Here is a 22,937-nt window from a genome sequence, read left to right on the forward strand (position 1 = left end):
CGCCCGCTATTGCGCTTTGTACAAAAACCAGTCCGAATTGGAACGGTACGGAAGCGCCGCCGCTCATGCAGCAGAGGAGGAGCTTTAATTATGAATACACCGCTTATGAATACACCGCAACGCAGAAGCGCCCTTACCATTATGGGCTCGCTGATTACCCTTGTCCGCCCGCTCCTTCCCGTTATGCTGATTGCAATTACCGCAGGAGTGCTCGGCTTTTTATGCGCGATATTTATTACCGTTCTGGGTGGCGAGGCTCTTATCGCCGCGCTCCGTACCCATATACCGGTAGGACAAACGCTTTTCGGATTGAGTTTTACGCATATCGTTACAGGCTTAATCATCCTTGCCGTGCTGCGGGGAGCGCTCCGCTACGGCGAGCAATACTGCAACCATTATATCGCGTTTAAGCTTTTGGCGATTATCCGGCACAAAGTATTCAGCGTGTTACGGAAACTCGCCCCCGCAAAGCTTGAAGGTAAAGACAAGGGAAACCTGATTACGCTGATCACTACCGACATCGAGCTTTTGGAAGTGTTTTACGCCCATACCATCTCCCCGATTGTTATTGCGGCGCTGACCTCCGTGTGTATGCTGATCTTTCTCGGCAGCCGCAGCCTTATCGCAGTGCCGGTCGCACTTGTAGGGTACATCACGGTCGGCGTAATTATTCCGCTGCGCAACGGCAAGCGGACAAGCGGGGAGGGACTTGCGTTTAGAACTGAATTCGGGAATTTGAACAGCTTCGTCCTTGAATCCCTGCGCGGCTTGGAAGAAATTATTCAATACGGCGCAGGCGACCGTATCCGTGCCGAACTGCGGCGGCGCTCGGAAGATCTCGGAAAGCGCGGCGAGTATTTAAGCATGCAGGAAGCCCGGCAGCGGGTCGAAACCAACACGGCCGTCCTGTTTTTTACCTTTGCGCAGCTTTTTCTTTCCATTATTCTCTTCCGGCGAGGAAGCATTGATTTCGCCGCCGCAGTGGGAATTACGTTCGGTATGAGCGCCTCTTTCGGCCCCGTGCTTGCCCTTGCCCAGCTTTCCAATAATTTAAACCAAACGCTGGCGAGTGGCGACCGTATCCTCAGCTTGTTGGAAGAACAGCCGCTCGTAGAAGAAATCCCTGCCGACGGCAAGCAACGCTCATTCGAAGGCGCCGCTGCCGATCATATCGATTTCAACTACGGGGGAGAAGCTATCCTGAGCGATTACAGCGCCGTCATCAAAAAAGATACGATTACCGGTATACACGGCCCGAGCGGTTCGGGTAAGTCTACCTTGCTGAAACTCTTAATGCGGTTTTGGGAAGTGCAGAAAGGTGTAATACGCATTTCGGGTGAGGACATAAAAACCGTGCCGACCGGCGCATTGCGGGCGATGGAATCCTGTGTTACGCAGGAAAGCCAGCTCTTCAAAGGCACCATTGCCGACAACATCAAAATCGGCAAATTGGATGCGTCGGAAGAAGAAGTTATCGCAGCAGCACAAAAAGCTTCCATCCACGATTTTATTACCACCCTGCCCGGCGGCTATGACACGCCGGTCGGAGAACTCGGCGACACCCTTTCGGGTGGAGAAAAACAGCGTATCGGACTTGCCCGTGCCTTCTTACACGATGCACCCTTCCTTCTCCTCGATGAGCCTACAAGCAATCTGGATGCTCTTAACGAACGCATCATACTTAAATCGATGAAGGAATCCGGGGCGGGAAAGACGATCGTGCTTGTTTCGCACCGTACATCGACGCTCAACATTGCCGACACCGTTATCACTATCAGGGCAACGGCATCATAAGCACAATGCGGATAGACACTCATAAGTAAAAGGGCTACAATCAGTACGGATGATGCAGTGAAATTACTATTAGATTGGCGGCATCAAATGCTTGGGAAAGGAGCCTCCCCCTTATGAAAAAAACAACATCGAAACGGTTTCCTATCCGCTATAAACTTATTCTTGTTTTCGGTCTTTTGGTCGTGTTTGCCGGTAGTACCGAGGCAGTACTTGCAATTACTATTGCACGCAAAGCCGTAACCGAAAAAATTGAAAGGCATTTAACGGACAAGGCTGTGGACGTTGCGGGTATTATTGACGGAAGAATAACCGCACTCTTTCAATTTCTTAACGGCATTGCCCGTATGCCCTTCTTAACCGATCCTGCATATTCATATCAACAGAGAGTCGCGCTTTTACAAGAAGAAGCTGCAACAAACAGTAAAATCATTGAATTGGATGTAACCGATCCGGACGGCACATTTTATTATGTCGGAAATACCGTGCAAGTAGGAGACAGGTTATGGTTCCGGACAGCACTTTCAGGTACTCCTTTTATTTCAGAACCGTATAGAGAACGGGCAAGAGGAACGCTTGTTATTACACTTGCCGTTCCGATTCTTGATGAAAACCTGAACGTGCACAGTGTTCTTTCGGCCGATGTTGACGGATTGCTGCTTTCAAAAAATATTGAAGATATTGTCGTCGGAAAAAGCGGCATCTGCTATATTATGGGGTTAACGGGAACGACTATTGCTGATAGAGACACTTCCTTGGTGGAAACGCTTTTTAATGCCTCCGAAGCGGGAAAAACCGACTCAAATTTTACCAGTCTTGGTACTTTCGAACAAATTGCTTTAAAAGCGCAAACACCTGCTACCGGTTATTACGAATATAAAGGAATTTCAAAAATAGCTGCATACGCAAAAAGCAAAATAGCGGGCTGGACAATCGTTATTAATGCTCCCTATCAGGAATTTATGAGGAAAGTCAATACAATGTCGCTCTCTATGATGATTACCGGTATCTGTATATTTATCGGAGCGCTTCTCATCGTGTATCTGGTTGCGCTTAAACTGGTAAAGCCCATACAAACTGCCGTATACGCATTAAAAGATATTTCGCAAGGAGAAGGTAATTTAACGGTCAGACTTCCGGTTATAGGCAACGACGAAATTACCGATATGTCCGAGTATTTCAATCAGACCATCGAGAAAATCGGAAATTCGATAAAATCCATCAGTGAAAATAGTTCCGTCATGCAAGATATCGGCAATGAACTTGCAAACAATATGGTAGAAACGGCAAGTTCGGTGCATGAAATCAGTACCAATATCGAGGGTGTTAAGCAGCAAGCCTTAACACAGGCGGCGAGCGTTACCGAAACGGCGGCAACCGTTGAAGAAATTATCCGCACTATTAAACTGCTTAATAACAGCATTCAAACGCAAGCGGCAAGCGTCGCTCAATCTTCGTCTTCGATTGAACAGATGGTAGCAAATATTGCTTCTATTACCGGTACGCTGGAAAAAACAAACGGAGCGGTAAAGAGCCTTGCATCCGCAACCGATGACGGTAAAGCCACATTGGTAACCTCGAATGCCGTAACGAAAAAAATAGCCGAAGAGTCCGGCTCGCTGATGGAAGCGTCGAGCGTTATTCAGCATATCGCATCGCAAACGAACTTACTCGCAATGAACGCGGCTATCGAAGCAGCCCACGCGGGCGAAGCGGGAAAAGGCTTTGCCGTCGTTGCCGATGAAGTCCGCAAATTGGCGGAAGATTCTGCAGCACAGGGAAAGACTATTACCACAACGCTTAAAATGCTGAGCGGAGAAATAGAAACGCTTTCCGCATCTTCAAAGACCGTAGAGGAGAAATTCAATACCATATTTAACTTCGCAGGGCAGGTAAGAGATATGAGTAACAGCCTTACCGAAGCAATGCGCGAACAGGAAAACGGCAGTAAAGAAGTATTAGCCGCTATTAAAAACATCAATATGGTTACGATTGAAGTACAAGCCGGGTCAGAGGAGATGCTGAAGGGCGGAGAAGGTGTAGCGGAAGAAATGCGCAAGTTGGATAATCTAACTCGTATCATAACCGACGGTATGAACGAAATGGCCGCAGGAGCTGCACAGATCAATGATGCCGTTCAAGAAGTAAACGAAATAACGCAAAAGAATAAACGAAGCATTGAAAATTTAACTGAAGAAGTCGGCAAATTTAAAGTCTAGCTATCGGTAGAGGATGGATATGAAAGCATTTCGTAAATTATTGATTTTGGCACTGATTGTACTCGCTTGCGGAGCGGCGGTGTTTTTTTTCGGATGGACACAATTCTCCATTCCTGCAGGAAAATACGGCGTTATGCTGTCAAGGTCGGGCGGATACTATCGGCAGGCAATTACCCCGGGAAATTTTACATGGCGATGGGAACGGATTGTTCCCACAAATGCACAGATACTGGTATTCGATCTTACGCCGCGGCCGGTACACTATGCGGCAGACGGTTCGCTTCCGTCGGCTGATTTATATAGCAAAGTATTGAATACAAAGGATAATTTTTCGTGGGCATTCGGCATAGACGCTCTCGTTACACTAAAATCCGACCGGCTGGTAGCGGTCGTAGAAAAAGATACCATCCAAACGCAGGAAATGCTTGAATCATATATCGATTCGCATATACAGGCAGCCTTGCAAACGATTATGTACCGGTATGTTTCGGAACTGATCGACAACACTTATGAATATCAGCAAGTAAAAACCGACTACCACACGCTCTCCGAAAAAATTAAAGACGAACTTTCTAAAGCAACAGAGCCGGACTTTTCCGTAGAAGCCGTTACGTTAACAAAGCTGACAATTCCCGATATCCATACCTATAAGATTGCAGAACAGGCATATAACCTGTATGAGCAGCAGCGGGAAATGCTGTTGGCGGAAACCGCCGCAAAAGAAGCTCAGTATTCCGCTTCAGAACAATTCCAAATAGAGCGACTGACAAGATGGGGGGAGTTTTTGGCAAAGTACCCGCATATTATCGAACTTATCGCCGTTGCTCAACAGGATTCCAAAGCTGCGCTCGACGCATTAAAATCAGTAGAGAAAAAACAGGAATAATTACTAATTTGTAACTTTGCACTACAGCTCTCTGTTTACCATCGCTTGCTTTTGACAAGATTACCGACTTTCCAATGGGAATTTCCAATCGGATTAAACAGGAGCTGAAAATCACAATTATGATTTATAAACGTATTCATTTAGCGATACCGCTCTGTATTGCCTTGGCTCTCTGCGGCTGTATAAAGGCACAAGCAGGAGAAATACATAAACCGCAGGGCGGAATCAACATATCCCCGGCGAAAAGCGGCGGGGGCGGAGGTGTATCTATGATAACGGCAGGGAATATAAAAGAAATTTACTTGGCGGGTGGCTGCTTTTGGGGCGTCGAGGGGTATTTCCGCCGCATTGCGGGCGTCGTCGAGACCGATACGGGGTATGCAAACGGTACAACCGGTACTACCGACTATCAGCAAATACACGGTACCGACCATGCCGAAACGGTCAAGATAACATATAATAGCGGCGTTATCGCGCTTGAAGAATTGCTGGAACATTATTTCCGCATTATCGACCCGCTTTCCGTGAATAAGCAGGGGAATGATATCGGCAGGCAGTACCGCACCGGAATTTACTACACCGATAAGGCTGATGCACCGGTTATTCAAGCTTTTTTAAAACGGATGCAGGCACGGTATACGCGCCCGATTGCGGTAGAAACAGCGCCGCTGCGGAATTTTGTCTTAGCGGAAGAATATCATCAAGATTATCTGGAAAAAAATCCTAACGGCTACTGCCATATCAACTTAAACCTTGCCTCCGTGCCGCTGCACGATGAAGCACAGTTTCAAACGCCGGATACAAGGCAGCTCAAGGAACGACTGACACCGCTGCAATACAGCGTAACGCAGGAGAAGGCAACCGAACGGCCGTTCACCAGCGAATATGACAAGTTTGACGGAAAGGGCATTTATGTAGATATCGTGACGGGAAAACCGCTTTTTTCTTCGAGCGATAAATACGATGCAGGCTGTGGGTGGCCGAGTTTTACCAAACCGATTACCTCGCAGGCGGTAGATTTTACACGCGATAGCAGCCACGGGATGGAACGGGTTGAGGTTACGTCAAAAACCGGCGGCGCCCATTTGGGGCACGTTTTTGACGACGGTCCGCAAGATAAAACGGGCTTGCGCTACTGCATCAACGGAGCTTCGCTGCGGTTTGTTCCCTACGGAGAAATGGATGCCGCCGGCTACGGAGACTATAAGCAGTACGTAACCGACTGATGTATTGGTCTTGGGTGCATGTATCCCGTTTTCAAAGTTTTACGCCTTGTTCAACTTCTATGCATCGATCCTGCTGCCGTCTGGCTTTTTAAGGAAAGATTTTGTATACTCTTCTATTATGATTAAGGCCTGTATTTTTGATTTGGACGGTACATTGACCAATACCGTGCGCACGCTTGCTTATTTTGTTAATACCGAAACGGCAAAGCACGGATTGCCCCCTGCACCGGTTGAGAATTTTAAACGGTTTGCGGGAAACGGCGCACGTACGCTTATCCATCGGGTATTGGCATACCACGGCGTTACCGATGCTGCATTAGAAGACACGATTTTGAAAGATTACAACGCAGCCTATGATGCCGATTTTTTATACCTGTGTACCTTATACGACGGCATTGCGGAGATGATTAACGAATTGCATAACCGAGGTATTCAACTAGCGGTTCTTTCGAATAAGCCGCAGCCGACTACTCAAAAAATAATCCGAGCTTTTTTTGCGGAAGGTACTTTTTCTGCCGTTTTCGGACAGCGGGAAGGGGTTCCGCTCAAACCGGATCCTACCGGCGTATTTGAAATTTTAGCGCTTTTACGCCGCCAAAAACAGGAATGCCTCTACATCGGCGATACTGCAGTAGACATCAACACCGGCACAAGTGCGGGTTTAACGACCGTCGGCGTACTGTGGGGGTTCCGCGACCGCGCCGAATTGGAAGGAGCGGGGGCAACGCATATCATCGCAAAACCGTCGGAGCTGCTGCCGCTGGTAACCGCATAAATTGCTTTAAAAAAACGATAGCAGGGTATCGCTAAAAATCGGTTGGATTTTAGCGATGCTCTATTCTTTCTTTAAAAACAGTATAAGCGCAATAGTACAGATAATAACATAACCGGCGACGCTGTAGCGGTCGGGAATTTCATGAAATAGTAAAAAGCCGAATGCTGCGGCAAAGAGAATTTGCGTATAGTCGAAAACGGCGATATTTTTTGCCGGAGCATAAGAATACGCGGCGGTAACGGTAAATTGCCCTCCTGCACCCGCAGCTCCGGTAGCAAGCAGCCAAAAGAGCTGTTGCATGCTCATCGGTTCAAAGCTGTAGATGAAAAAAGGCAGTAAAATCAACATCGAGCCCGTCGAAAAGAAAAACACCACCATCGGACCGGATTCTTTATGCGTTAGCAGATAGCGGACGCAAGTATATGCGCCGCCTGCGCACAACCCTCCGAAGCAGGCTATAGAAGCTGCAAAGATATGTCCGGCTCCGGCAAAAGCCGGCTTGATAATTAAGAGGCTTGCGGCAAATGCGCATACCACTGCGAGCAGGCGGGTAAACCGTATACGCTCTTTTAAAAAAAGGAATGAGAAAAAAATCGTAAAAAAAGGCGCAAGTTTTGCCAAAATGGAGGCGTCGGCAAGCGCTAAGTGACTGACGGCATAAAAATTTGAAATCAAGCCGGCAGTTCCCAATACAGTCCGCAGTATCAGAAAGGGCAGATTCTTTTTCTGCGGTAAAATAAACCGGCGACTCTTTATCAGAAAAAAGAGCGATGTGCAGCAGGCAATGCTATTCCTAAAAAACGCCTTTTGGATAGACGGCAAATTTCCCGATAGCTTTGCACATAAATTCATCACGGTAAAAAAGAACGCCGAACCAATGATGCACAAAATTCCTTTTTGTGCGGAAGTCAATTGCATATTCATAATATCGGTTAAAGTATAACAAAAGGAAGGGCAGCGGACAACAGAGCGCACAGTATCAATTGTGTGAGGTCAGTATCGAAATTTCATCAGGGGTAAGCTCACGGCAAGAACCTGCCGGTAATTGCGGATCGAGCGTAACATCGCCCATAGCAATCCGCTTGAGATATACAACCTCATTTCCGAGCGCTTTTACCATTTTTTTTACTTGATGATACTTTCCTTCGCAGATGTGCATTAAAAATGCCCATTCCGTTTTTACTCTTTGGCTTGTCGTACGTTCAAAGGTTGCGGGGAGGCAGGTAAAGTTTTTTCCCAGCGGCAATCCTTCGGCGCAGGCTATCCGGGCGGCGGTAAAAGCGTTTTCGGTAAAAGGTTCGGCGGTTTCAAGGTAATAGCTTTTTATACAGGCAGATTTCGGGGCGGTAAGGCGGTGGGTAAGAGCACCGTCATTGGTAATGATGAGAAGTCCTTCGGTGTCGAGGTCGAGCCGTCCGATGGGGAATAACTCCATTGCGGAAAAAGGCGGCGGCAGTAGTTCCATGACGGTGCTGTGTAAGGGATCTGCGGTGGAGGTAACAACTCCTGCAGGTTTATTGAGCATAAGGTAGCAGCAGGTACGGAGATGCAGCGTTTCTCCGTTGCGGGACAGCGCGTCGTGTTCCGGGTCAAGAAGCGTCCCTGCATCGGTTACCCTCGTACCGTTGATGCGGAAATCTTCTTTCCGTAAAAGCCGCCTGATATCTTTCCGCGAACCGAGTCCGTTCGCCGCAAGTATTTTATCTATTCTGACAACCATCGGTTAATCCGCAATAGCAGCATCGGTTAATCTTCGGTAAGACGGCGGTACAGTTCCCGCACACCTGTAACGCCGCCGCTCAATAGTGCGGTGATGCAGGGACGCCCAATCATAACTTGCGCCGCCCCGAGTTGTTTTGCAGCGGCAATATCCGTCCGACTCCGCAAACCTCCGTCTACCCACACCTCACCGGCAAACTTACGGAGCGTATCGCCGTACTCTGCCAGAAAATCGGCAGTGCTGCCGCGCCGTGTTTCTATCCTTCCGCCGTGGTTGGAGATAACGGCAACATCAGGCCGCAGTTCTTTTACCAACTCGACATTCTCCGGTAAAAAAATTCCCTTAATTGCAAAGGGCATTTTTGCATACCGCTGTAGCTCTTTTAAACTATGCGCGTCTTTTTGTTCAAGTTGAACAAGGTTGCGCATCGTTACAATGTTATAGGAATCGATATCTATCCCTATCAGATCGGCGGAGCTACGCACCCAATCTATCCGCTCAAAGATACGGGCGTTCGGATAGGGTTTAATGAATACCGCTCCGGTTTTTTTATAGCGCTGCAAGGCTGCAAGTCCGCCTTGTATCTTTGCATCCGGGCAGCCGTCTCCGATACTGAGCAAAAAACCTGCTTCGGCGCAGGCTTCTATTAAATCAAAGTAGAACGCGGCCTCATCGTTGTATCCGACATTTTCAACGCCGCCGGTAATGGGCGCTAATCGAATAGGCGGTAATTCATCATCGCGAATCGTATCGGTGCGGTACTTTTTCCAAGCGGCGCAATTATCGATGAAATTGGCGCTCTCAAATACGCCTCCCATTCCGGGCAGTTCGCCGAGGCACCCGTGTCCGTCGCATTCGGCACAAAAATGACATTTATATCCACTCATGTTTACAAATTACGCTTTAACGCTATCTTGCCCTCAAACATTGAGGAGGGTGTGGCGTAGAGGAGCGGATAAACCGAACAACGGAGCTCAAGATCACAGGGGCCGATATTGAGCGTATAAAACGGCGTAAGGGCGAGCAATACGAAAGACATATTGACTGCACGAGTTATAGGCATTGCAACGAAGCTGTAGAGACCTCCTTGCATTTTATCAAATTCAAGATTTCCGAATCCAAAGAACATATTCAACCCGCCGTATAGTTCGTGATGAAAGACGGTAAACGGCTTTATAAGCGGAGCAGCCGGGAAAAATCCGTTCTGCTGCGGTTCACGGATCTTAGATACGAAGAACGTAAAATCAAAGTTTGCATGCTCAAGGCTGACACGCGGTTCAAAAAATGCAAAGATATTCCCGACAGCGTCCTGTTGTAAGGTTGTGCTTCTAAAATTCGTTTTGTGCAAACCCAGCTGTGTAAAGATACCGAAATTATCATGGATGGTAAAAAGCACGGAAGCGGATGCGGCGAGTGAGAGTGCCGCCGCTTTATCGGTAATATGAAAAGACAGGTAGGTGTTGATAAGTGCAATATTCGAGAAAGCACCGCCTTGCGCATATATGCTGTATTCTTGTTTATCTTTCATTTCGCCGTTCCAGGCTATGGAGCTGCCGATGTATCCGGTGTTTGAAGTAAGTCCTGCAAAGCTGATGCCGATTGCTTCACGCGGGTGGGGCGGGGTAAAAAGCGTGGCGCTATCGTTTTCATACATTTTTATCGGCCGTATACCATGCTTAAGAAAATCAACGCTGTAGTGTGTACCTGTAAGGCTTTGATGCTGCCCCGTAAAAATCGATAAAAAGAGCGGCTTGCCTCCGAGAAATGGAAAATTCAGGGAAAAATCTATAAAGGTAAATTGTCCCGGTATGCGCGACGGTAGTTGCGGGTTAAAGAAACCGAGTACATCATTAATGTATAGCGCAAGGTTGAGGTCGCTGTAAAAACGTTCTCCATGCAGTAAACGGAAGTTTACGGAAGATTCTTGGACGATAGTAACCTGCGATGAGCTCGACGGCTGCTTAGCAGCCGATACCCCGAAGTTAAATTCAGGCACGGTTATTTCTAAGGCAGCGGCGGCGTATATAATTGAAAAGCAAACAAAAATATGCGCTATATGTTTTTTCATTTAAAACTCCCTATGGGATCTCTAAAAAACCGATTCGCAATCCGCTTTAGCGGATATGACAAACCATTTCCTTACAGAACAAGCCGATAGGCTTGCAGTTTTTAGAGGTTCCTTATACAGTGTCGGTATATTCTTAGTGCTGCTTTATTCCTTTTCGTAGGCGTAAGGAAAGCATCTCCAGTAAAATAACCGTACCGAAAATAATATATGTGATGACGCCGACTTCCCGTATATCATAATAAAGATTACCGGCCATGAATAAATAGTATCCGATGCCGCCTGAGCCCGCCGCGGCGCCGATTGCGACGGCATTTATGAAGTTAATTTCAAAACGGAAGAATGTCCACGAAATAATGGAAGTCGCCGCTACGGGAATAACCGCTTGCGTAATAATGCCGGTAAAGCCCGCCCCGCATGCCCGTAAGGCGTCGATAGTGTCGCGGTTAATCTGCTCAAAGCTCTCGGAAAAAACCTTTACCAGATAGGCAATGCTGTGGAAGCACATACCGATAACGGCGGCATCCGTACCGATATTCACCGTAACCGAGAAAACCAGCACCCAAATAATTGTAGGAATTGCGCGGATAAGCGCGGTAATAGTACGGATAATTTTTGCAACGGCCGGCGGGGCAATATTCCGGGCCGCACCGAGCGCCAAGAAAAATGCGATAACCGCGCCGCCGATTGTCGTTAAAATCGATAGTGCAAAGCTGATGCCGAGCGAATACGCGAGTTCGCCGAGCGGAAGATGATCCGAGCGTTTCGGCTGTAAAAAAAGAATTCGTCCGTAGTGGAGTAAATTATGCCACGAATCTTTCCAATCGATAGTTTCTTCCGCCAGCAGAAAAAATCCCCAGATGCTGATACCGAATAGGACGGCAAATACGATAGCGAGTGTGCATCGTTCTTTGAGCTGTCCGTTGCGGATGGTACGGGAGTGTCTTTTCATAATAATATCCTCCGCACCGTGTTGGAAATGCTGTCAATGCAGAGTACCAGTATCATCAATATACAAATAATAAGTCCTGCTTCCGGGTAGCGGAAACTCTTAAAATACAGATTGAAGAGAAAACCGATTCCCGTCCCGGTTAAAATGCCGATCAAAGCGGAGTCTCTGACATTGGTTTCTATAGCGTAGAGTAACCATGAGATAAAGAGCGGAAGAACGTTAGGCAATACGCCGTGGATGATAATCGGGATATACGGTACACCGGCCGCTTCCAGGGCTGTATAGGATTCTTCGGCATGAGAATCGATAATTTCCGTAAAGGCGCGTGTAAGATGTCCGGCGGTAATAAAAAAAAGCGCTAAAAAACCCGTTACGGCATTTTGCTTAAAGGATAACAGCAATAGGATAGACCATGCCGGAAGCGGGATGTTTCTGCAAAAAGAAGCTGTGCCGGCGCAGACAATACGCAGGATGCGGAAGCGTCCGGTGGTTTGGGAGCCGGCAATTGCCGCTATACAGGCAACGCAAAAGGCTGCAGTCGAAGCCGTTACCGCAATGACGGCAGTATGCAGCGAAGTTTTAAAAATGAGCGGCAGTACGGTAAGCGATTGGCTCGAAGGCAGAAAGTTCCGTACCAGCCAATATAGTCCGCGCGGGATGCCTGTTAGCGCATTCCACGCAGTAAAATCGGTCATAAGCGCCGAAGCAATGTATAACACCGCGGCGGTAAAAATAATGGTAAATGTTCTGAGGTTTTTTTTCTTAAAAAAATTTTCAGGAGATGATTGGTTGTGCTGTCGGGATTCAAAGGACGGCCGCGGTAAGCCTGTCGGAAGATCAAATTTCATGGTGTTCTTTCTTTTCCGTATGAGAGCCGGAAGAAAAAATACCGCGCAGTATTTCTTCGGAAAGTTCTTGCGGTTTACCGTCAAAAAACAGTCGTCCGCCGCGTAAACCGAGAATCCTGTCGGAATACCGCTTTGCATATTCGACATGGTGCAGATTCATAATGCAGGTAAGATTCCGTGTTCTGACTATTTTTTCGATATAGTCAAGTATGTCCTGAGCACTTTGCGGATCAAGTGAAGATACCGGCTCATCGCACAAGAGTATTTGCGGATTTTGCATCAACGCTCTGGCGATACCGGTACGCTGTTTTTGTCCGCCGCTTAAATCGGCACACCGTTGATAAAGATAATCCGAAATGCCCAGCTCTTCGAGTATTGCCAGTGCCTGCTCTTTTTCTTTTTGCGGATACAGTCCGCATAAGCTGCGGTAGAACGGCAAAGCGCCGAGGCAGCCGTGAAGCGTGTTTTCCAAAACAGTCAGCCGTTCCACTAAATTGTAGTTCTGAAAAATCATTCCGATTTTTCTACGAAGCTGTTTTAAACGGAGACTGTTCATTTGCTGAATCGCTTCGCCGTCAATTTCAATTGTACCGGCAGTACAGTCAATCAGTCTGTTGATACAGCGGATAAAGGTTGTCTTACCTGCGCCTGACGGCCCGATAACCGAAACTATCGTGCCTTGTTCGATTGTCACATTGACGGAATCCAGCGCAAGTCTGCCGCCCGCATATTGCTTTGAAACATTTTTAAAGGTAATCAACGGTTTTAACTCTCGTAAGATACCGGATCATTACTTTGTAGAATTTCTAAGTTCATCATACCATGCATCATCGGTAGCAACCATCCGTGTCTTTTCCGAATACTTGGGATATATACCTTTTTTACCGGAGTCCTTGACGTTAAAAATTCCGGGGTTATTTGCCGTTTTATCCGAAGTCAGAGCATCTTGTATTTTTTTTATATCGGAAGCGGAAACCGTATTTGTATTAACGGTAATGGGAGCATTTAAGACGGGAATGGATCGAATGACGGTCATTTCACTTCCGGCAAATGAGGTAAAGGGTTCGTCGGCGCCTTCCGTTACGCGGTATACGGCGCCTGTTTTATAGTCTTCCCCTTCGAGCAGTTCATACACCCCGATTGTTTGAGGGATGGCAAAAGCCGCCGCATCGGCATCGCCGCGGAAAAGGTTTACCTGTGAGCCTTGATGAGAGCCGGCAAATAACACCTTGGAAAACACCTTATCGCTTAATATCAAGTCGTCGGTATTGTCAAGCGAAAAAGCTGCGGCTAAAACACGTGCCGGAATCACATAACCCGATGTCGAACTTGCCGCCACGAACGACATTCTTTTACCTCTCAATAGGCTTAAATCAAAGCTGCCGTCCGCTTTTTTATATGTGTCGGCATCCTTGTGCTGTACGCCGATAAAGCTGTAATATTTCGCATCGTCAAGCGTGCCGCTGGGGCCTGAATTTGTTGCAATGGGGATAACGGCATTGTTCCGCTTATGAGCGGTAAGGTACCCTTCCGCACCGACATACGCCATATCGGCTTTACCGGAAACGAGTGCTTCCAATGCGATGTTATAATCTGTCGTTGTGAGGATTTCGACGTCCCGGCCGACCGCTTCCCGTAATATTTCTTGAAACGCCGCGCGGGCATCTTTCATAGATTCGCTTGATTCATTGGGATAAAAAACCATTTTTAGCGGTTTCTGTTCCGCCTTACTGCATGAGCAAACAAGTATTGCTGATAAACAGAGCGCAGACAAGAATAGTCCGGTGCGGCACAACAGACTTCCTGCCGCGGATTTTGCCGTTTGGGCTGCCGATTTTGCTGTTTTTAAAAAGAATTTCATCACTTTCTCCGAATTTTGGGAATTTCTAAAAATTGTTTTTAGCACTTCCTCTGATTTGATTATGCGCGCCAGTCTACTATAATTGAAGTCTTTATGCAACCGCCGGTTTTGCCGTAAATAAATCTAAGGAAAGCTTATAAAAACTGAGGTGTTTAGAGGTTCCCGATAGTATTATTCCGGCGTTTATGGTAGTATCGCCGCATGATCGGATTTTTTCTTAAAAAGAATTTTTTTGACGGATGGGATAATTTCCTTCCGCTCATCCTTTTTAATGTTGCCGGTATACTGATTGTCTCTTTGTTTTTCGGCGTTGCCTATTTGCTTTCAGCGTTACCGGTGCTGTCCTTATTCAGCTTATTCGTGTGCATTATCCTGATGGGAATCCTGCTATTGGCTATTTCCAATATAATGGCGCGGGTAGCCGATTATAAATCGTTTTCATTTAAAGAAGTTTTCCAAGAAATAAAGTATACGTGGCGGCACGGCGTTTTATTCGCATTAATCGAAACTTTTTGTTGGGTGGTTGTAGGAGTCGCTGTCCCTTACTATTTTTCATTCCAAAATTTTCTCGGGCTGTTTCTCGGCGTCAGCGTTGTATGGATTTTTGCAGTGATACAGCTGTCTCTTTTATGGTTCTTCCCGATACGGAGCCGGCTTGAATCGGATTTCCGCAAGTGCCTTAAAAAATGCTTTATTGTGTTTTTTGACAATACGGGATTTACGCTGTTTATGGTGCTGTATAGTTTTATCCTTATCGTACTGACGCCGTTCTTAGCTTTTTTGGCGCCGGGTTTTTCGGGGCTTTTACTTGCGTGGAACAATGCCTTTAGGTTGAGAATGTACAAGTACGATTGGATGGAGCAGCATCCTGAAATACCGATTCAGACTGCGCGGAAGCAAATACCGTGGGATGAATTACTTGCGGAAGACAGGGAAACGGTCGGTACTCGGTCAATCCGCAATCTTATTTTTCCGTGGAAGGATTAAAGGATTAATCGATATTTTTAAGGTTTACCAATAAAAGAAAGTTTTTTGATAAACAGGAGGATATGATGAGTGTTCACATTGGGGCAAAGCAAGGCGAGATTGCCGAACGGATTTTGTTGCCGGGCGACCCGCTGCGGGCAAAATTTGTTGCCGAAAACTTTTTGGAAAATGCTCGCTGCTACAACGAAGTGCGCGGTATGTTCGGGTTTACCGGCACCTATAAGGGGGTAAAGGTCTCCGTACAAGGCACCGGCATGGGGCAACCGTCCATTTCTATTTATGCGAACGAGCTTTTCCGCGAATACGGCGTGCAGAAAGCAATCCGTATCGGTACTGCAGGCGCATTGCAGAAGGATATTCCGCTGCGCTCATTGATTATCGGTATGAGCGCCGCGACTAATTCCGGTTCAAACACTCTCCGTTTCCGCGGCACTCAGTTTGCCCCTACCGCAGACTGGAAGCTCTTAAAGCATGCGTATGATGCAGCCGTCCGGCTGGGTTATAATCCGCTGGTTGGGGCTATCGCTTCTTCGGATGTGTTTTACGACGAGCTTGAAACATGGAAGCTGTGGTCAAAGTACGGCCTTTTGGCGATTGAGATGGAAGCCGCAGAACTGTATACCCTTGCCGCGCAATATAAGCGGCAGGCGCTCGCACTGCTTACCATTTCCGATAATATGGTTACCAACGAGGAAACCACTGCGGAAGAGCGGCAGACATCATTTACCGCGATGATGCAAACCGCGCTTGAGGCAATTATCGCCGAATAGTCAAAATTTCAAGCCGTTTTTTCATTGGTGATATATATACTAGGTATGAATATCATCAATGAAACAAACCTTTACCAAGGAGTAAATTCTTATCCTTTTGAACAGGACGAAGCGCTGCCCGACACGGAAAGCTGTCCGGTAGTTTTTGAATCGGATAATCCCGAATACAGCTTGGAAAAAACGGCTGATGCCGTTTCGATCTGCGCACAGACCGTATTCGGGATTCCGGCGCTGTATCCGTGGCAGCGGCTTGTCATTGCCAACATCCTCGATGCCGTACACGCTGCGGAAGCTGCTGAACGGCTGAATAATTCTGCGGTTGCCGAAGGACAGGAGAATGACTTTCCTGCCGGCATCGGGGAACCTTTGACTGAGCTGTACGATGAGGACGGCGTTTTGCGGGGCAGGCAGATTGTTTTGCTGCCGACCGGTGCGGGAAAATCGCTCTGTTTTCAGGTACCGGCGCTGCTATTGGATAAACCGACACTCATTATCTATCCGCTTTTAGCCTTGATGAGCGACCAGATGCGCCGGATGTGCGAAGGGAATCTTGAGCCGGTCTTGTTCCGCGGCGGTCAGAGTAGAGAAGAGCGCGCCGCGCAGTATGCCCGCCTCGAAGGTACGGACGGCAAACCTCCTGCAAAACTTATCATTGCAAACCCCGAAATCCTGATGCAGGAGGAGGTGCTGAACCGCATCGCGAAGCGCGGCATTGCCCATCTTGCCATAGATGAGGCTCATTGCGTCAGTGAATGGGGGGACAGCTTTCGGCCTGCTTACCAAACGCTTAAACAGGTTATCGAAACGTTAAAGCCGCCTGCCGTTACCGCTTTTACCGCGACGGCGGGAAGCGATGTGTTGAAACGCATCGGCGAGCTGCTCTTTGACGGGCGGGCGCATCTGGTACGAGGGGAATCGGATCGGACAAATATCAGCTATTACGTACGGCAATGCCGCGTAAAAGCACCCGCCCTTTTGCAGGAGGTTATGCAGCGGAAGCGGCCGATGGTTATTTTCTGCGCGACGCGGAACGGCACCGAGCAAACCGCTGCGTTCTTGCGTTATACGCTGCGGGATAAGGCTATTCGGTTTTATCATGCCGGTTTGCAGCGGGACGAAAAAGATGAGGTGGAACAATGGTTCCACCGGCATGACAGCGCAATACTGGTAACAACCTGCGCGTGGGGCATGGGAGTGGATAAAAAGAACGTACGCACCGTTATTCACTTAAACGCTTCGCCTACCGCCGAAGCATACGTACAGGAGGCGGGTAGGGGAGGGCGGGACGGAAGCCCCGCACAGGCTGTTTTGCTATGGAGTCCGGACGATAAGGCTCGGATTGCGCTGATGCCGGAAAAACAACGGAAGCGGGCAGAAATTTTGGTCGATTTTGCAGAAAGCGAGCGCTGCCGGCGCGAGGTATTGCTCGAAGCGCTCGGAGAGGTGCGGGCGGTTCCGCTTCATGCAGGGGACGAAAGCATTGCCTGCTCAGGCTGCGATGTATGCAGCGGAACGGCACTGTTGTATCCGCAAGACGAACGGGAGCTTGTCAAGTTTATCGCTGCCAATAAACGGAAGTTCACCGCACCGCAGCTTATCCGCCTGTTACACGGCAACCTTCCGCTTTGGCGCGCCGGCGACATCGGCAATCTTGTTTCGCAGCTTATCGGCGAGCGAAAAATCCGTCCTGCCAATGCGTTTTTCTGGAAAGGCGCGCTTACGTGCTAGGGTAAACACATCAGGCTTTTTTTGAATTCCTCGCAGAATTATTGAGGCTATTCAACCAGAGTTGAACCTCTGCGCGGTTCAAATGGTCTCACAGCCTCAATAATTCTGCGCTTTTTATCTACTCAGCCTGATGTGTTTATCCGCCTGCTAGGAAAAAGTGTGCGAAATTTTAGATAAAATTTCGCACAGAAAAAAGGTAGCCGTTTAAAAAATTCCTAGTGCAGTTGCCTACTCTTTTGCTCTTGTGTGGGGATAAAAAAAACTGTTATAGTGTCGCTATGACGCTTTATGAATATTATATGGTATTTCCCGACGGAGATACGCAAGAAGTTTCCAATACCTTGGCGATCGGCTCGCTGTATGATATGAACGGTAATCGGTTAATGCCGCCGCTTCCGACCAATAAGATGATTGTGTATCAGGTAGCCGGAAAGCGTACCCGTGAAGAAAGAGGCATAGTGACGACTTATTACATATTGGAACAGCTGGATGCACTCGAATTGCGTGCATACATCTAACGAATGATCAATACCTATAATGAAACGCATCTGCACCGTACCTTAAAAGACTTATACAGCAGTAACGGCGCCGTGCAGGAAAGCCCGTTGGAAGGTTTGATCTGCGATATTTACGATGCAGGGCAAATAGTGGAAATTCAAACATCCAAGCTTTCCGCGCTGCGGGTTAAATTGGAAGCACTTTTGCCGCTGTATCCCATCCGGATTGTATATCCTATCATAGAAAATGCGTATATTCTGACGCTTAATGCTGACGGCAGCAAGCGGAGTTGCCGTAAAAGCCCAAAACACGGCAATTTTTATCAGATTTTTAGAGAACTGTTAGGAATTGTCCACTGCCTCGATAACCCTAATCTTACCATACAAATTCTGTACATCGACTGCGAGGTTATCAAGATAGACGATAAGAAAGGACGCAGCAGGTATAAACGGTCGCGGATTATTGATAAAAAATTGTTAAAAATACATCGGGAAGAGGAATTCTGCGGTATCAATAGTTTTACCGTACTCTTTATGGAAAAACTGCCGGAGACGTTTATCAGTGCGGATTTAAGAAAATTGGGAGCCGGCGTATATACGTCATATACCCTATCGTTTTTAAAAAAATGTAAAAAAATAGCCTTCTATACAAAGGCCGGCCGTTATCATGTATATAAAAAAACCGGTACTTAAAGCCTAAGTACCGGTTTTAATCATGTCATCAACTGATGTGATTTAGAATAAAGACTACCAGCTGTCTTTCATATCGTCATCGTCGCGCAGATCAACTTCGTAGAGGTCGGTAACTGCACGGAGATCATCAAAGTAGATGTAGTAATTTCCATAAGCTTCCCACGGATTGCACTCAATGCGGAAACCTACAATCTTCAAGCCCATACTGGTTCCGTAGTGATAATCTTTTTGTACAATACCTGTTCCGGCTGCGTTCTGCGGAGGAACGGCAACGGTCATCAGCTTCCAGCCTGCATGGTTCAGTTTTCCTACATAGAGCTCAAACTGCTGTCCCATATAGTCTTCAAGGATGAGCTTTAAAACGTGCGGATAGCTTCTTCCGACAACCCAGACGCTGACGGTTTTCGTAATACCTTCGACGGGGATCGGTTTAACTGATCGAACCTCAAAGCTGTTGTAACCGCGGCGGTAGAAGGATACCTTTGTACCGTAGACTTTGCTATCGGGGAGGTTGAGATTCTCTTCTTCCGGAATCGCTTTTTTCTGTTTCGGCGAGCCGTCAAACAGACGTCCTTGAATAACTCCTTCATCCGAAGACATGGAGCAAACCCAAGAACCTTCATTTTCAAACTTATCAACTGACACTTCTTTTAAGCGCTGTTCTGCAGACTCAACGCCGATGCGTGACGCATCTACTTGATCCAATGATGATGCATCACGTGCATTCTCTTGAGCAAATGCGAACAACGACAATGCTGATAATAATGCTGCTACGGTAAAATATTTTTTTGACATTATTTTCCGCCCTCCTTATTTGAATCGGCATCATCAAACTTGGCATTCTCTAACTCAAAACCGTCATAAGAAGCCGTACGGGTGTTTGTCAATGCTTTGAATTCATCAAAGAAAACATAAAAGTCATCAACGTTTTCCGTAGGCTGAGTGCGGATTCTAAATGCAACAAAGCTCATGTATTTAAGCTGTGATAAATAGCGTGACCGCTGTTGAATATTGGTAGGAACGGTAACCGCTAAATTTCTCCATCCATGGTAATTTAATGTAGCAACCGGCAATGTATGTATCCGTCCGTTACAATCGCGTACCAGAATTTCAAGGTCGTAAGCGTAACCTGCACCCCAAACCCAAAGATCAAATCTTTGGACAACACCCTTCAACGGTATTTCATACGGCGCAGCATCATCACCTGAGCCTTTTGCCGGATAAATATCGACCCAGTTATCACCTTGCCGATTAAATTTAAATTGCACACCTAAAAATTTGTATTCTTTATCGGAATCAGATTGCATAACCCGTAGGGCGTTCGGCATTCCGTCAAAATACTTTAAGATAGGATAACCTTCGGTGATAAACTTGCTTCCGATACCATTCCATGTTATCTCTGATGATTCAGGGGAGTCAAAGGTCTCCACCATGTACGTTTGATAATTAACACCGCTATCCTGCGCTGCCAATGGAGTACAAACGACTGCAAACATCAGAACAAAGACTGTAATAACAACGCCTTGTTTCATTCACAACTCCTTTTATTTCCGCCGATATTCTAAGAAATCATACCCATTATAGTCTGAAAAGGAAACTTTGTCAAACAACTCGGTAATCCTCCAAACATGAAATAATTGAGCATAAATTCCGCAGCGGATGAAGAACTCTGTCTACAGTATCGGCAGAGAAGGTAAAATATACAAGGGGTAGCGTTTTTTTTTGTATTTTTTGTACGGCTTTTTAAGCGGCATTTCCCTGCCGGTATGTTATAATATGAAAGACACTGCCGATTAATGTTATGCCCATTAAAATCGAGTTATACATTATCGGGTTTCCCTTAAAATAATGGAGCCCCTGCGCAATGGTGCCGAGTATTAAAATACCTATATATAGTAGAAAACAAAGAGCGCATGCAACAGGATAATAGAATGTTACATTGTCGGAAAAGTGTAAGAGCCCATCCAAAATGAAAAGAGCGCTTGTGTACATAATTATGTAGAGTACGACAGGCATGATGTGGAGATGTGCACTTGCAAGAAATAATTGGTGGTATATTTGCACAGTAAAGAAGCCGAACAATGCCGCCGGGGTTGTCAGAATATTGAAACCGGAGAAGATCAGCGTGATGAGTAATACAACGCAGAAAGGAATAAAGATATCTACAAAAAAGAAATAAAAGACATAACTCCTTAGCGAATCGATAACGCGATCCGTTTTTGCAGAAAAGAAAGATAACAACAGTATGAACAACGCTGTCGCGGCGATGCCGACAAAAAAGATAAAAATATGCTTATTTTTTGATTCTACTTGAAAAACATACGAGAAAAAAATGAGCGGAAGGCAAAATAACAGTAAAATGGCCATACGCCGCTAGAATACCATAAAGCGATATGATAGACAATGCCTGCCAAACATATAGCTAGGGACTTTGTAATAGAGAAAGCAGATAATCGTTTAAGATTTTCTACCTTTGTGCAGAGGGGACAACCTTTCAATGCTTTGCGCCGGGGGAATGTAAACACCCCCAGCTATTTTTTTGGAGTACGGCCGCTGCTATTACGGATGGCGTGCAGCTACTCCTTTTTCGATCAGTGCTATCAGTTGATCTTCATACCAATCTTGAGAATAAGGCGCGTGCTGGCGAACGATCGGTCGAACTTTTGCTTCGATAGCGTCCTTGCACGCTTCACAAATATCATATTCGCGGATATGCCAATAGGTTCTTCCTGCTACAGGATTAACCAATTCTTTTTTGCAGATGTCACAGTGTAAAGTTTTCATAACGATGCTCTCCTAATAATAAAGCTTATACGTAAAAGCATACCGTATATTCGCTTTTTTGTCGAGTCAATCGGGCAAACTGTCAATCGAACAAACGCATCAGATGATTTTCTAACTATTCTCGCAGAATTATTGAGACTGTTTAACCGGAACTGCCTAGGATGTATGCGCTATCATAAATCGGTCTGTAACAACGCTTCTGCCATTTTTATTACCTCATCTCCCGTTAAGCCGATTTCATTTTTGTTTAAGTTCTTTGGATTCATTCCCGAAACCTTTTCCAGCCAGAACCGATGATAGTGAGCAGTTCTAGTATAACTACTTACTCGTTCCGGATACTTTTCCCAATTTTTATGTGTCCGATCAATTTTATCGTAATAGCAGTAAGAAACAAACCATGATACTCCCATGCTGTATAAACTCTTATGTCCGCTGCTATTGGTCTTTTCATTCATAATGATTTTCTCCTTCTTAATTTTAAACATCGCCTCTAAATCTAAGGAAACTGTCCAAAAACTGTTTCGCAATCCGCTTTAGCGGATATAATAAATAATTTCTTTACGGAAAAAAACGCTAGGCTTTCAGTTTATGGACGGTCCCTGGCGACCCCCAAAATGAACAAGGCTGTTCATTTTGGGGCGAGACTGCCGCTCGTTATTCTGCAACAAACCTATCTGCCGTTGTTCTCATATTGCCGGCACCGCCTTGGTACGCCGATAGCTGACCTGCCGGCACCTTTATGCTGTTTGCCGTTAAGCTGTTGCAGTCCCCGAACGCATCCTCAAATGCATCAGGATTACTAGACGGATAATTGCACTTAAGCGTAACAGACGTAAGCTTTGTGCAGCTGTAAAAGCAGCTGCTCATCTCCGTAACGCTGTTTGGTATGACCGGCGCTTGCGTAAGATTTTCGCAGCGGAAAAAGCAGTAGCGCATATTCGTAACACCGTTTGGTATCACTGGCGCTTGCGTAAGGCTTGTGCAGCGGTAAAAGCAGTTGTTCATATTCGTAACGCTATTTGGTATCACCGGCGCTTGCGTAAGATTTGTGCAGGAGTAAAAGCAGTAGCTTATATCCGTAACGCTGCTTGGTATGACCGGCGCTTGCGTAAGGCTTGTGCAGCCGTTAAAGCAG

General features: G+C 46.6%; 24 protein-coding genes. 10 read left to right on the forward strand and 14 right to left on the reverse strand.

The window, feature by feature from the left end; genetic code table 11:
- From HMPREF1222_RS11580 to HMPREF1222_RS11600, 5 genes are all read left to right on the forward strand, one after another.
- Positions 1–1,794: amino acid ABC transporter ATP-binding/permease protein (locus HMPREF1222_RS11580; protein ID WP_342302595.1), on the forward strand; the 1,794-nt coding region annotated here is incomplete at its 5' end.
- A gap of 113 nt (positions 1,795–1,907) precedes the next feature.
- The gene (locus HMPREF1222_RS11585; protein ID WP_016519443.1) at positions 1,908–4,010 is read left to right on the forward strand and encodes a methyl-accepting chemotaxis protein; all 2,103 of its coding nucleotides are present in this window, start codon (positions 1,908–1,910) and stop codon (positions 4,008–4,010) included.
- 19 nt (positions 4,011–4,029) lie between these two features.
- Positions 4,030–4,896: an SPFH domain-containing protein gene (locus HMPREF1222_RS11590; RefSeq protein WP_016519442.1), complete on the forward strand. Its 867-nt coding sequence runs from the start codon at positions 4,030–4,032 to the stop codon at positions 4,894–4,896.
- Between the two features lie 119 nt (positions 4,897–5,015).
- Positions 5,016–6,122, forward strand: a complete 1,107-nt coding sequence (gene msrB / locus HMPREF1222_RS11595) for a peptide-methionine (R)-S-oxide reductase MsrB (protein WP_081636906.1) — start codon at positions 5,016–5,018, stop codon at positions 6,120–6,122.
- A gap of 118 nt (positions 6,123–6,240) precedes the next feature.
- Positions 6,241–6,897 (forward strand): HAD family hydrolase, encoded by a 657-nt coding sequence (locus tag HMPREF1222_RS11600; protein WP_016519440.1) that lies wholly within the window; start codon positions 6,241–6,243, stop codon positions 6,895–6,897.
- A gap of 60 nt (positions 6,898–6,957) precedes the next feature.
- Here the strand turns inward: HMPREF1222_RS11600 and HMPREF1222_RS11605 are convergent, their stop codons facing one another.
- The 8 genes from HMPREF1222_RS11605 to HMPREF1222_RS11640 all read right to left on the reverse strand — a co-directional run bounded on the left by HMPREF1222_RS11605 (position 6,958) and on the right by HMPREF1222_RS11640 (position 14,343).
- Complete coding sequence (locus tag HMPREF1222_RS11605; RefSeq protein WP_016519439.1) at positions 6,958–7,821, reverse strand: DMT family transporter; 864 nt, start codon at positions 7,819–7,821, stop codon at positions 6,958–6,960.
- A 55-nt stretch (positions 7,822–7,876) separates the two neighbouring features.
- Positions 7,877–8,617, reverse strand: coding sequence for a 16S rRNA pseudouridine(516) synthase (locus HMPREF1222_RS11610; protein WP_016519438.1), 741 nt, complete (start codon positions 8,615–8,617; stop codon positions 7,877–7,879).
- 26 nt (positions 8,618–8,643) lie between these two features.
- On the reverse strand, positions 8,644–9,504 hold the full coding sequence (locus tag HMPREF1222_RS11615; RefSeq protein ID WP_016519437.1) for an alpha-hydroxy-acid oxidizing protein: 861 nt from the start codon (positions 9,502–9,504) through the stop codon (positions 8,644–8,646).
- A gap of 2 nt (positions 9,505–9,506) precedes the next feature.
- Positions 9,507–10,685 (reverse strand): hypothetical protein, encoded by a 1,179-nt coding sequence (locus HMPREF1222_RS11620; protein WP_016519436.1) that lies wholly within the window; start codon positions 10,683–10,685, stop codon positions 9,507–9,509.
- Between the two features lie 133 nt (positions 10,686–10,818).
- Positions 10,819–11,634: a PhnE/PtxC family ABC transporter permease gene (locus tag HMPREF1222_RS11625; protein WP_016519435.1), complete on the reverse strand. Its 816-nt coding sequence runs from the start codon at positions 11,632–11,634 to the stop codon at positions 10,819–10,821.
- Positions 11,631–12,482, reverse strand: a complete 852-nt coding sequence (locus HMPREF1222_RS11630; RefSeq protein WP_016519434.1) for an ABC transporter permease subunit — start codon at positions 12,480–12,482, stop codon at positions 11,631–11,633. The genes HMPREF1222_RS11625 and HMPREF1222_RS11630 overlap by 4 nt, the downstream gene beginning before the upstream one ends.
- On the reverse strand, positions 12,472–13,242 hold the full coding sequence (phnC, locus tag HMPREF1222_RS11635; RefSeq protein WP_006190152.1) for a phosphonate ABC transporter ATP-binding protein: 771 nt from the start codon (positions 13,240–13,242) through the stop codon (positions 12,472–12,474). The genes HMPREF1222_RS11630 and phnC overlap by 11 nt, the downstream gene beginning before the upstream one ends.
- A 30-nt stretch (positions 13,243–13,272) precedes the next feature.
- Positions 13,273–14,343, reverse strand: a complete 1,071-nt coding sequence (locus HMPREF1222_RS11640; RefSeq protein ID WP_016519433.1) for a phosphate/phosphite/phosphonate ABC transporter substrate-binding protein — start codon at positions 14,341–14,343, stop codon at positions 13,273–13,275.
- 201 nt (positions 14,344–14,544) lie between these two features.
- Between HMPREF1222_RS11640 and HMPREF1222_RS11645 the strand changes: the two genes are divergently transcribed.
- The 5 genes from HMPREF1222_RS11645 to HMPREF1222_RS11665 all read left to right on the forward strand — a co-directional run bounded on the left by HMPREF1222_RS11645 (position 14,545) and on the right by HMPREF1222_RS11665 (position 19,018).
- Positions 14,545–15,330, forward strand: a complete 786-nt coding sequence (locus HMPREF1222_RS11645) for a hypothetical protein (RefSeq protein ID WP_006190156.1) — start codon at positions 14,545–14,547, stop codon at positions 15,328–15,330.
- Between the two features lie 65 nt (positions 15,331–15,395).
- Positions 15,396–16,100, forward strand: a complete 705-nt coding sequence (gene deoD, locus HMPREF1222_RS11650; RefSeq protein ID WP_006190157.1) for a purine-nucleoside phosphorylase — start codon at positions 15,396–15,398, stop codon at positions 16,098–16,100.
- A gap of 45 nt (positions 16,101–16,145) precedes the next feature.
- On the forward strand, positions 16,146–17,828 hold the full coding sequence (locus tag HMPREF1222_RS11655; RefSeq protein ID WP_016519432.1) for a RecQ family ATP-dependent DNA helicase: 1,683 nt from the start codon (positions 16,146–16,148) through the stop codon (positions 17,826–17,828).
- 278 nt (positions 17,829–18,106) lie between these two features.
- Complete coding sequence (locus HMPREF1222_RS11660) at positions 18,107–18,346, forward strand: hypothetical protein (protein ID WP_016519431.1); 240 nt, start codon at positions 18,107–18,109, stop codon at positions 18,344–18,346.
- Between the two features lie 3 nt (positions 18,347–18,349).
- Positions 18,350–19,018, forward strand: a complete 669-nt coding sequence (locus tag HMPREF1222_RS11665; RefSeq protein WP_016519553.1) for a DUF8091 domain-containing protein — start codon at positions 18,350–18,352, stop codon at positions 19,016–19,018.
- 54 nt (positions 19,019–19,072) lie between these two features.
- Here the strand turns inward: HMPREF1222_RS11665 and HMPREF1222_RS11670 are convergent, their stop codons facing one another.
- From HMPREF1222_RS11670 to HMPREF1222_RS12405, 6 genes are all read right to left on the reverse strand, one after another.
- Positions 19,073–19,813, reverse strand: a complete 741-nt coding sequence (locus HMPREF1222_RS11670) for a flagellar filament outer layer protein FlaA (protein WP_006190165.1) — start codon at positions 19,811–19,813, stop codon at positions 19,073–19,075.
- Positions 19,813–20,550 (reverse strand): flagellar filament outer layer protein FlaA, encoded by a 738-nt coding sequence (locus HMPREF1222_RS11675; RefSeq protein ID WP_006190166.1) that lies wholly within the window; start codon positions 20,548–20,550, stop codon positions 19,813–19,815. Before HMPREF1222_RS11675 ends, HMPREF1222_RS11670 begins: the two co-directional genes overlap by 1 nt.
- 211 nt (positions 20,551–20,761) lie before the next feature.
- Complete coding sequence (locus HMPREF1222_RS11680; RefSeq protein ID WP_016519554.1) at positions 20,762–21,385, reverse strand: hypothetical protein; 624 nt, start codon at positions 21,383–21,385, stop codon at positions 20,762–20,764.
- 192 nt (positions 21,386–21,577) lie between these two features.
- Positions 21,578–21,802, reverse strand: coding sequence for a hypothetical protein (locus tag HMPREF1222_RS11685; protein ID WP_016519555.1), 225 nt, complete (start codon positions 21,800–21,802; stop codon positions 21,578–21,580).
- Positions 21,803–21,975: 173 nt separating this feature from the next.
- Positions 21,976–22,257 (reverse strand): hypothetical protein, encoded by a 282-nt coding sequence (locus tag HMPREF1222_RS11690; protein WP_016519556.1) that lies wholly within the window; start codon positions 22,255–22,257, stop codon positions 21,976–21,978.
- A gap of 199 nt (positions 22,258–22,456) precedes the next feature.
- On the reverse strand, positions 22,457–22,937 hold a 481-nt coding region (locus tag HMPREF1222_RS12405; RefSeq protein WP_016519557.1), incomplete at its 5' end, for a leucine-rich repeat domain-containing protein.

This window comes from Treponema vincentii F0403, from assembly GCF_000412995.1.
Lineage (GTDB): Bacteria > Spirochaetota > Spirochaetia > Treponematales > Treponemataceae > Treponema > Treponema vincentii.

Bases quoted from the DNA above. Each gene is read 5' to 3' on its own strand.
- HMPREF1222_RS11625 (WP_016519435.1), bottom strand. From the start codon at position 11,634: ATGAAAAGACACTCCCGTACCATCCGCAACGGACAGCTCAAAGAACGA.
- HMPREF1222_RS11680 (WP_016519554.1), bottom strand. From the start codon at position 21,385: ATGGCCATTTTACTGTTATTTTGCCTTCCGCTCATTTTTTTCTCGTAT.
- HMPREF1222_RS11645 (WP_006190156.1), top strand. From the start codon at position 14,545: ATGATCGGATTTTTTCTTAAAAAGAATTTTTTTGACGGATGGGATAAT.
- HMPREF1222_RS11620 (WP_016519436.1), bottom strand. From the start codon at position 10,685: ATGAAAAAACATATAGCGCATATTTTTGTTTGCTTTTCAATTATATAC.
- HMPREF1222_RS11690 (WP_016519556.1), bottom strand. From the start codon at position 22,257: ATGAATGAAAAGACCAATAGCAGCGGACATAAGAGTTTATACAGCATG.
- HMPREF1222_RS11610 (WP_016519438.1), bottom strand. From the start codon at position 8,617: ATGGTTGTCAGAATAGATAAAATACTTGCGGCGAACGGACTCGGTTCG.
- HMPREF1222_RS11665 (WP_016519553.1), top strand. From the start codon at position 18,350: ATGATCAATACCTATAATGAAACGCATCTGCACCGTACCTTAAAAGAC.
- HMPREF1222_RS11630 (WP_016519434.1), bottom strand. From the start codon at position 12,482: ATGAAATTTGATCTTCCGACAGGCTTACCGCGGCCGTCCTTTGAATCC.
- HMPREF1222_RS11605 (WP_016519439.1), bottom strand. From the start codon at position 7,821: ATGAATATGCAATTGACTTCCGCACAAAAAGGAATTTTGTGCATCATT.
- HMPREF1222_RS11655 (WP_016519432.1), top strand. From the start codon at position 16,146: ATGAATATCATCAATGAAACAAACCTTTACCAAGGAGTAAATTCTTAT.
- deoD (WP_006190157.1), top strand. From the start codon at position 15,396: ATGAGTGTTCACATTGGGGCAAAGCAAGGCGAGATTGCCGAACGGATT.
- HMPREF1222_RS11615 (WP_016519437.1), bottom strand. From the start codon at position 9,504: ATGAGTGGATATAAATGTCATTTTTGTGCCGAATGCGACGGACACGGG.
- HMPREF1222_RS11660 (WP_016519431.1), top strand. From the start codon at position 18,107: ATGACGCTTTATGAATATTATATGGTATTTCCCGACGGAGATACGCAA.
- HMPREF1222_RS11685 (WP_016519555.1), bottom strand. From the start codon at position 21,802: ATGAAAACTTTACACTGTGACATCTGCAAAAAAGAATTGGTTAATCCT.
- HMPREF1222_RS11600 (WP_016519440.1), top strand. From the start codon at position 6,241: ATGATTAAGGCCTGTATTTTTGATTTGGACGGTACATTGACCAATACC.
- HMPREF1222_RS11670 (WP_006190165.1), bottom strand. From the start codon at position 19,813: ATGTCAAAAAAATATTTTACCGTAGCAGCATTATTATCAGCATTGTCG.
- HMPREF1222_RS11585 (WP_016519443.1), top strand. From the start codon at position 1,908: ATGAAAAAAACAACATCGAAACGGTTTCCTATCCGCTATAAACTTATT.
- msrB (WP_081636906.1), top strand. From the start codon at position 5,016: ATGATTTATAAACGTATTCATTTAGCGATACCGCTCTGTATTGCCTTG.
- HMPREF1222_RS11640 (WP_016519433.1), bottom strand. From the start codon at position 14,343: ATGAAATTCTTTTTAAAAACAGCAAAATCGGCAGCCCAAACGGCAAAA.
- HMPREF1222_RS11675 (WP_006190166.1), bottom strand. From the start codon at position 20,550: ATGAAACAAGGCGTTGTTATTACAGTCTTTGTTCTGATGTTTGCAGTC.
- HMPREF1222_RS11590 (WP_016519442.1), top strand. From the start codon at position 4,030: ATGAAAGCATTTCGTAAATTATTGATTTTGGCACTGATTGTACTCGCT.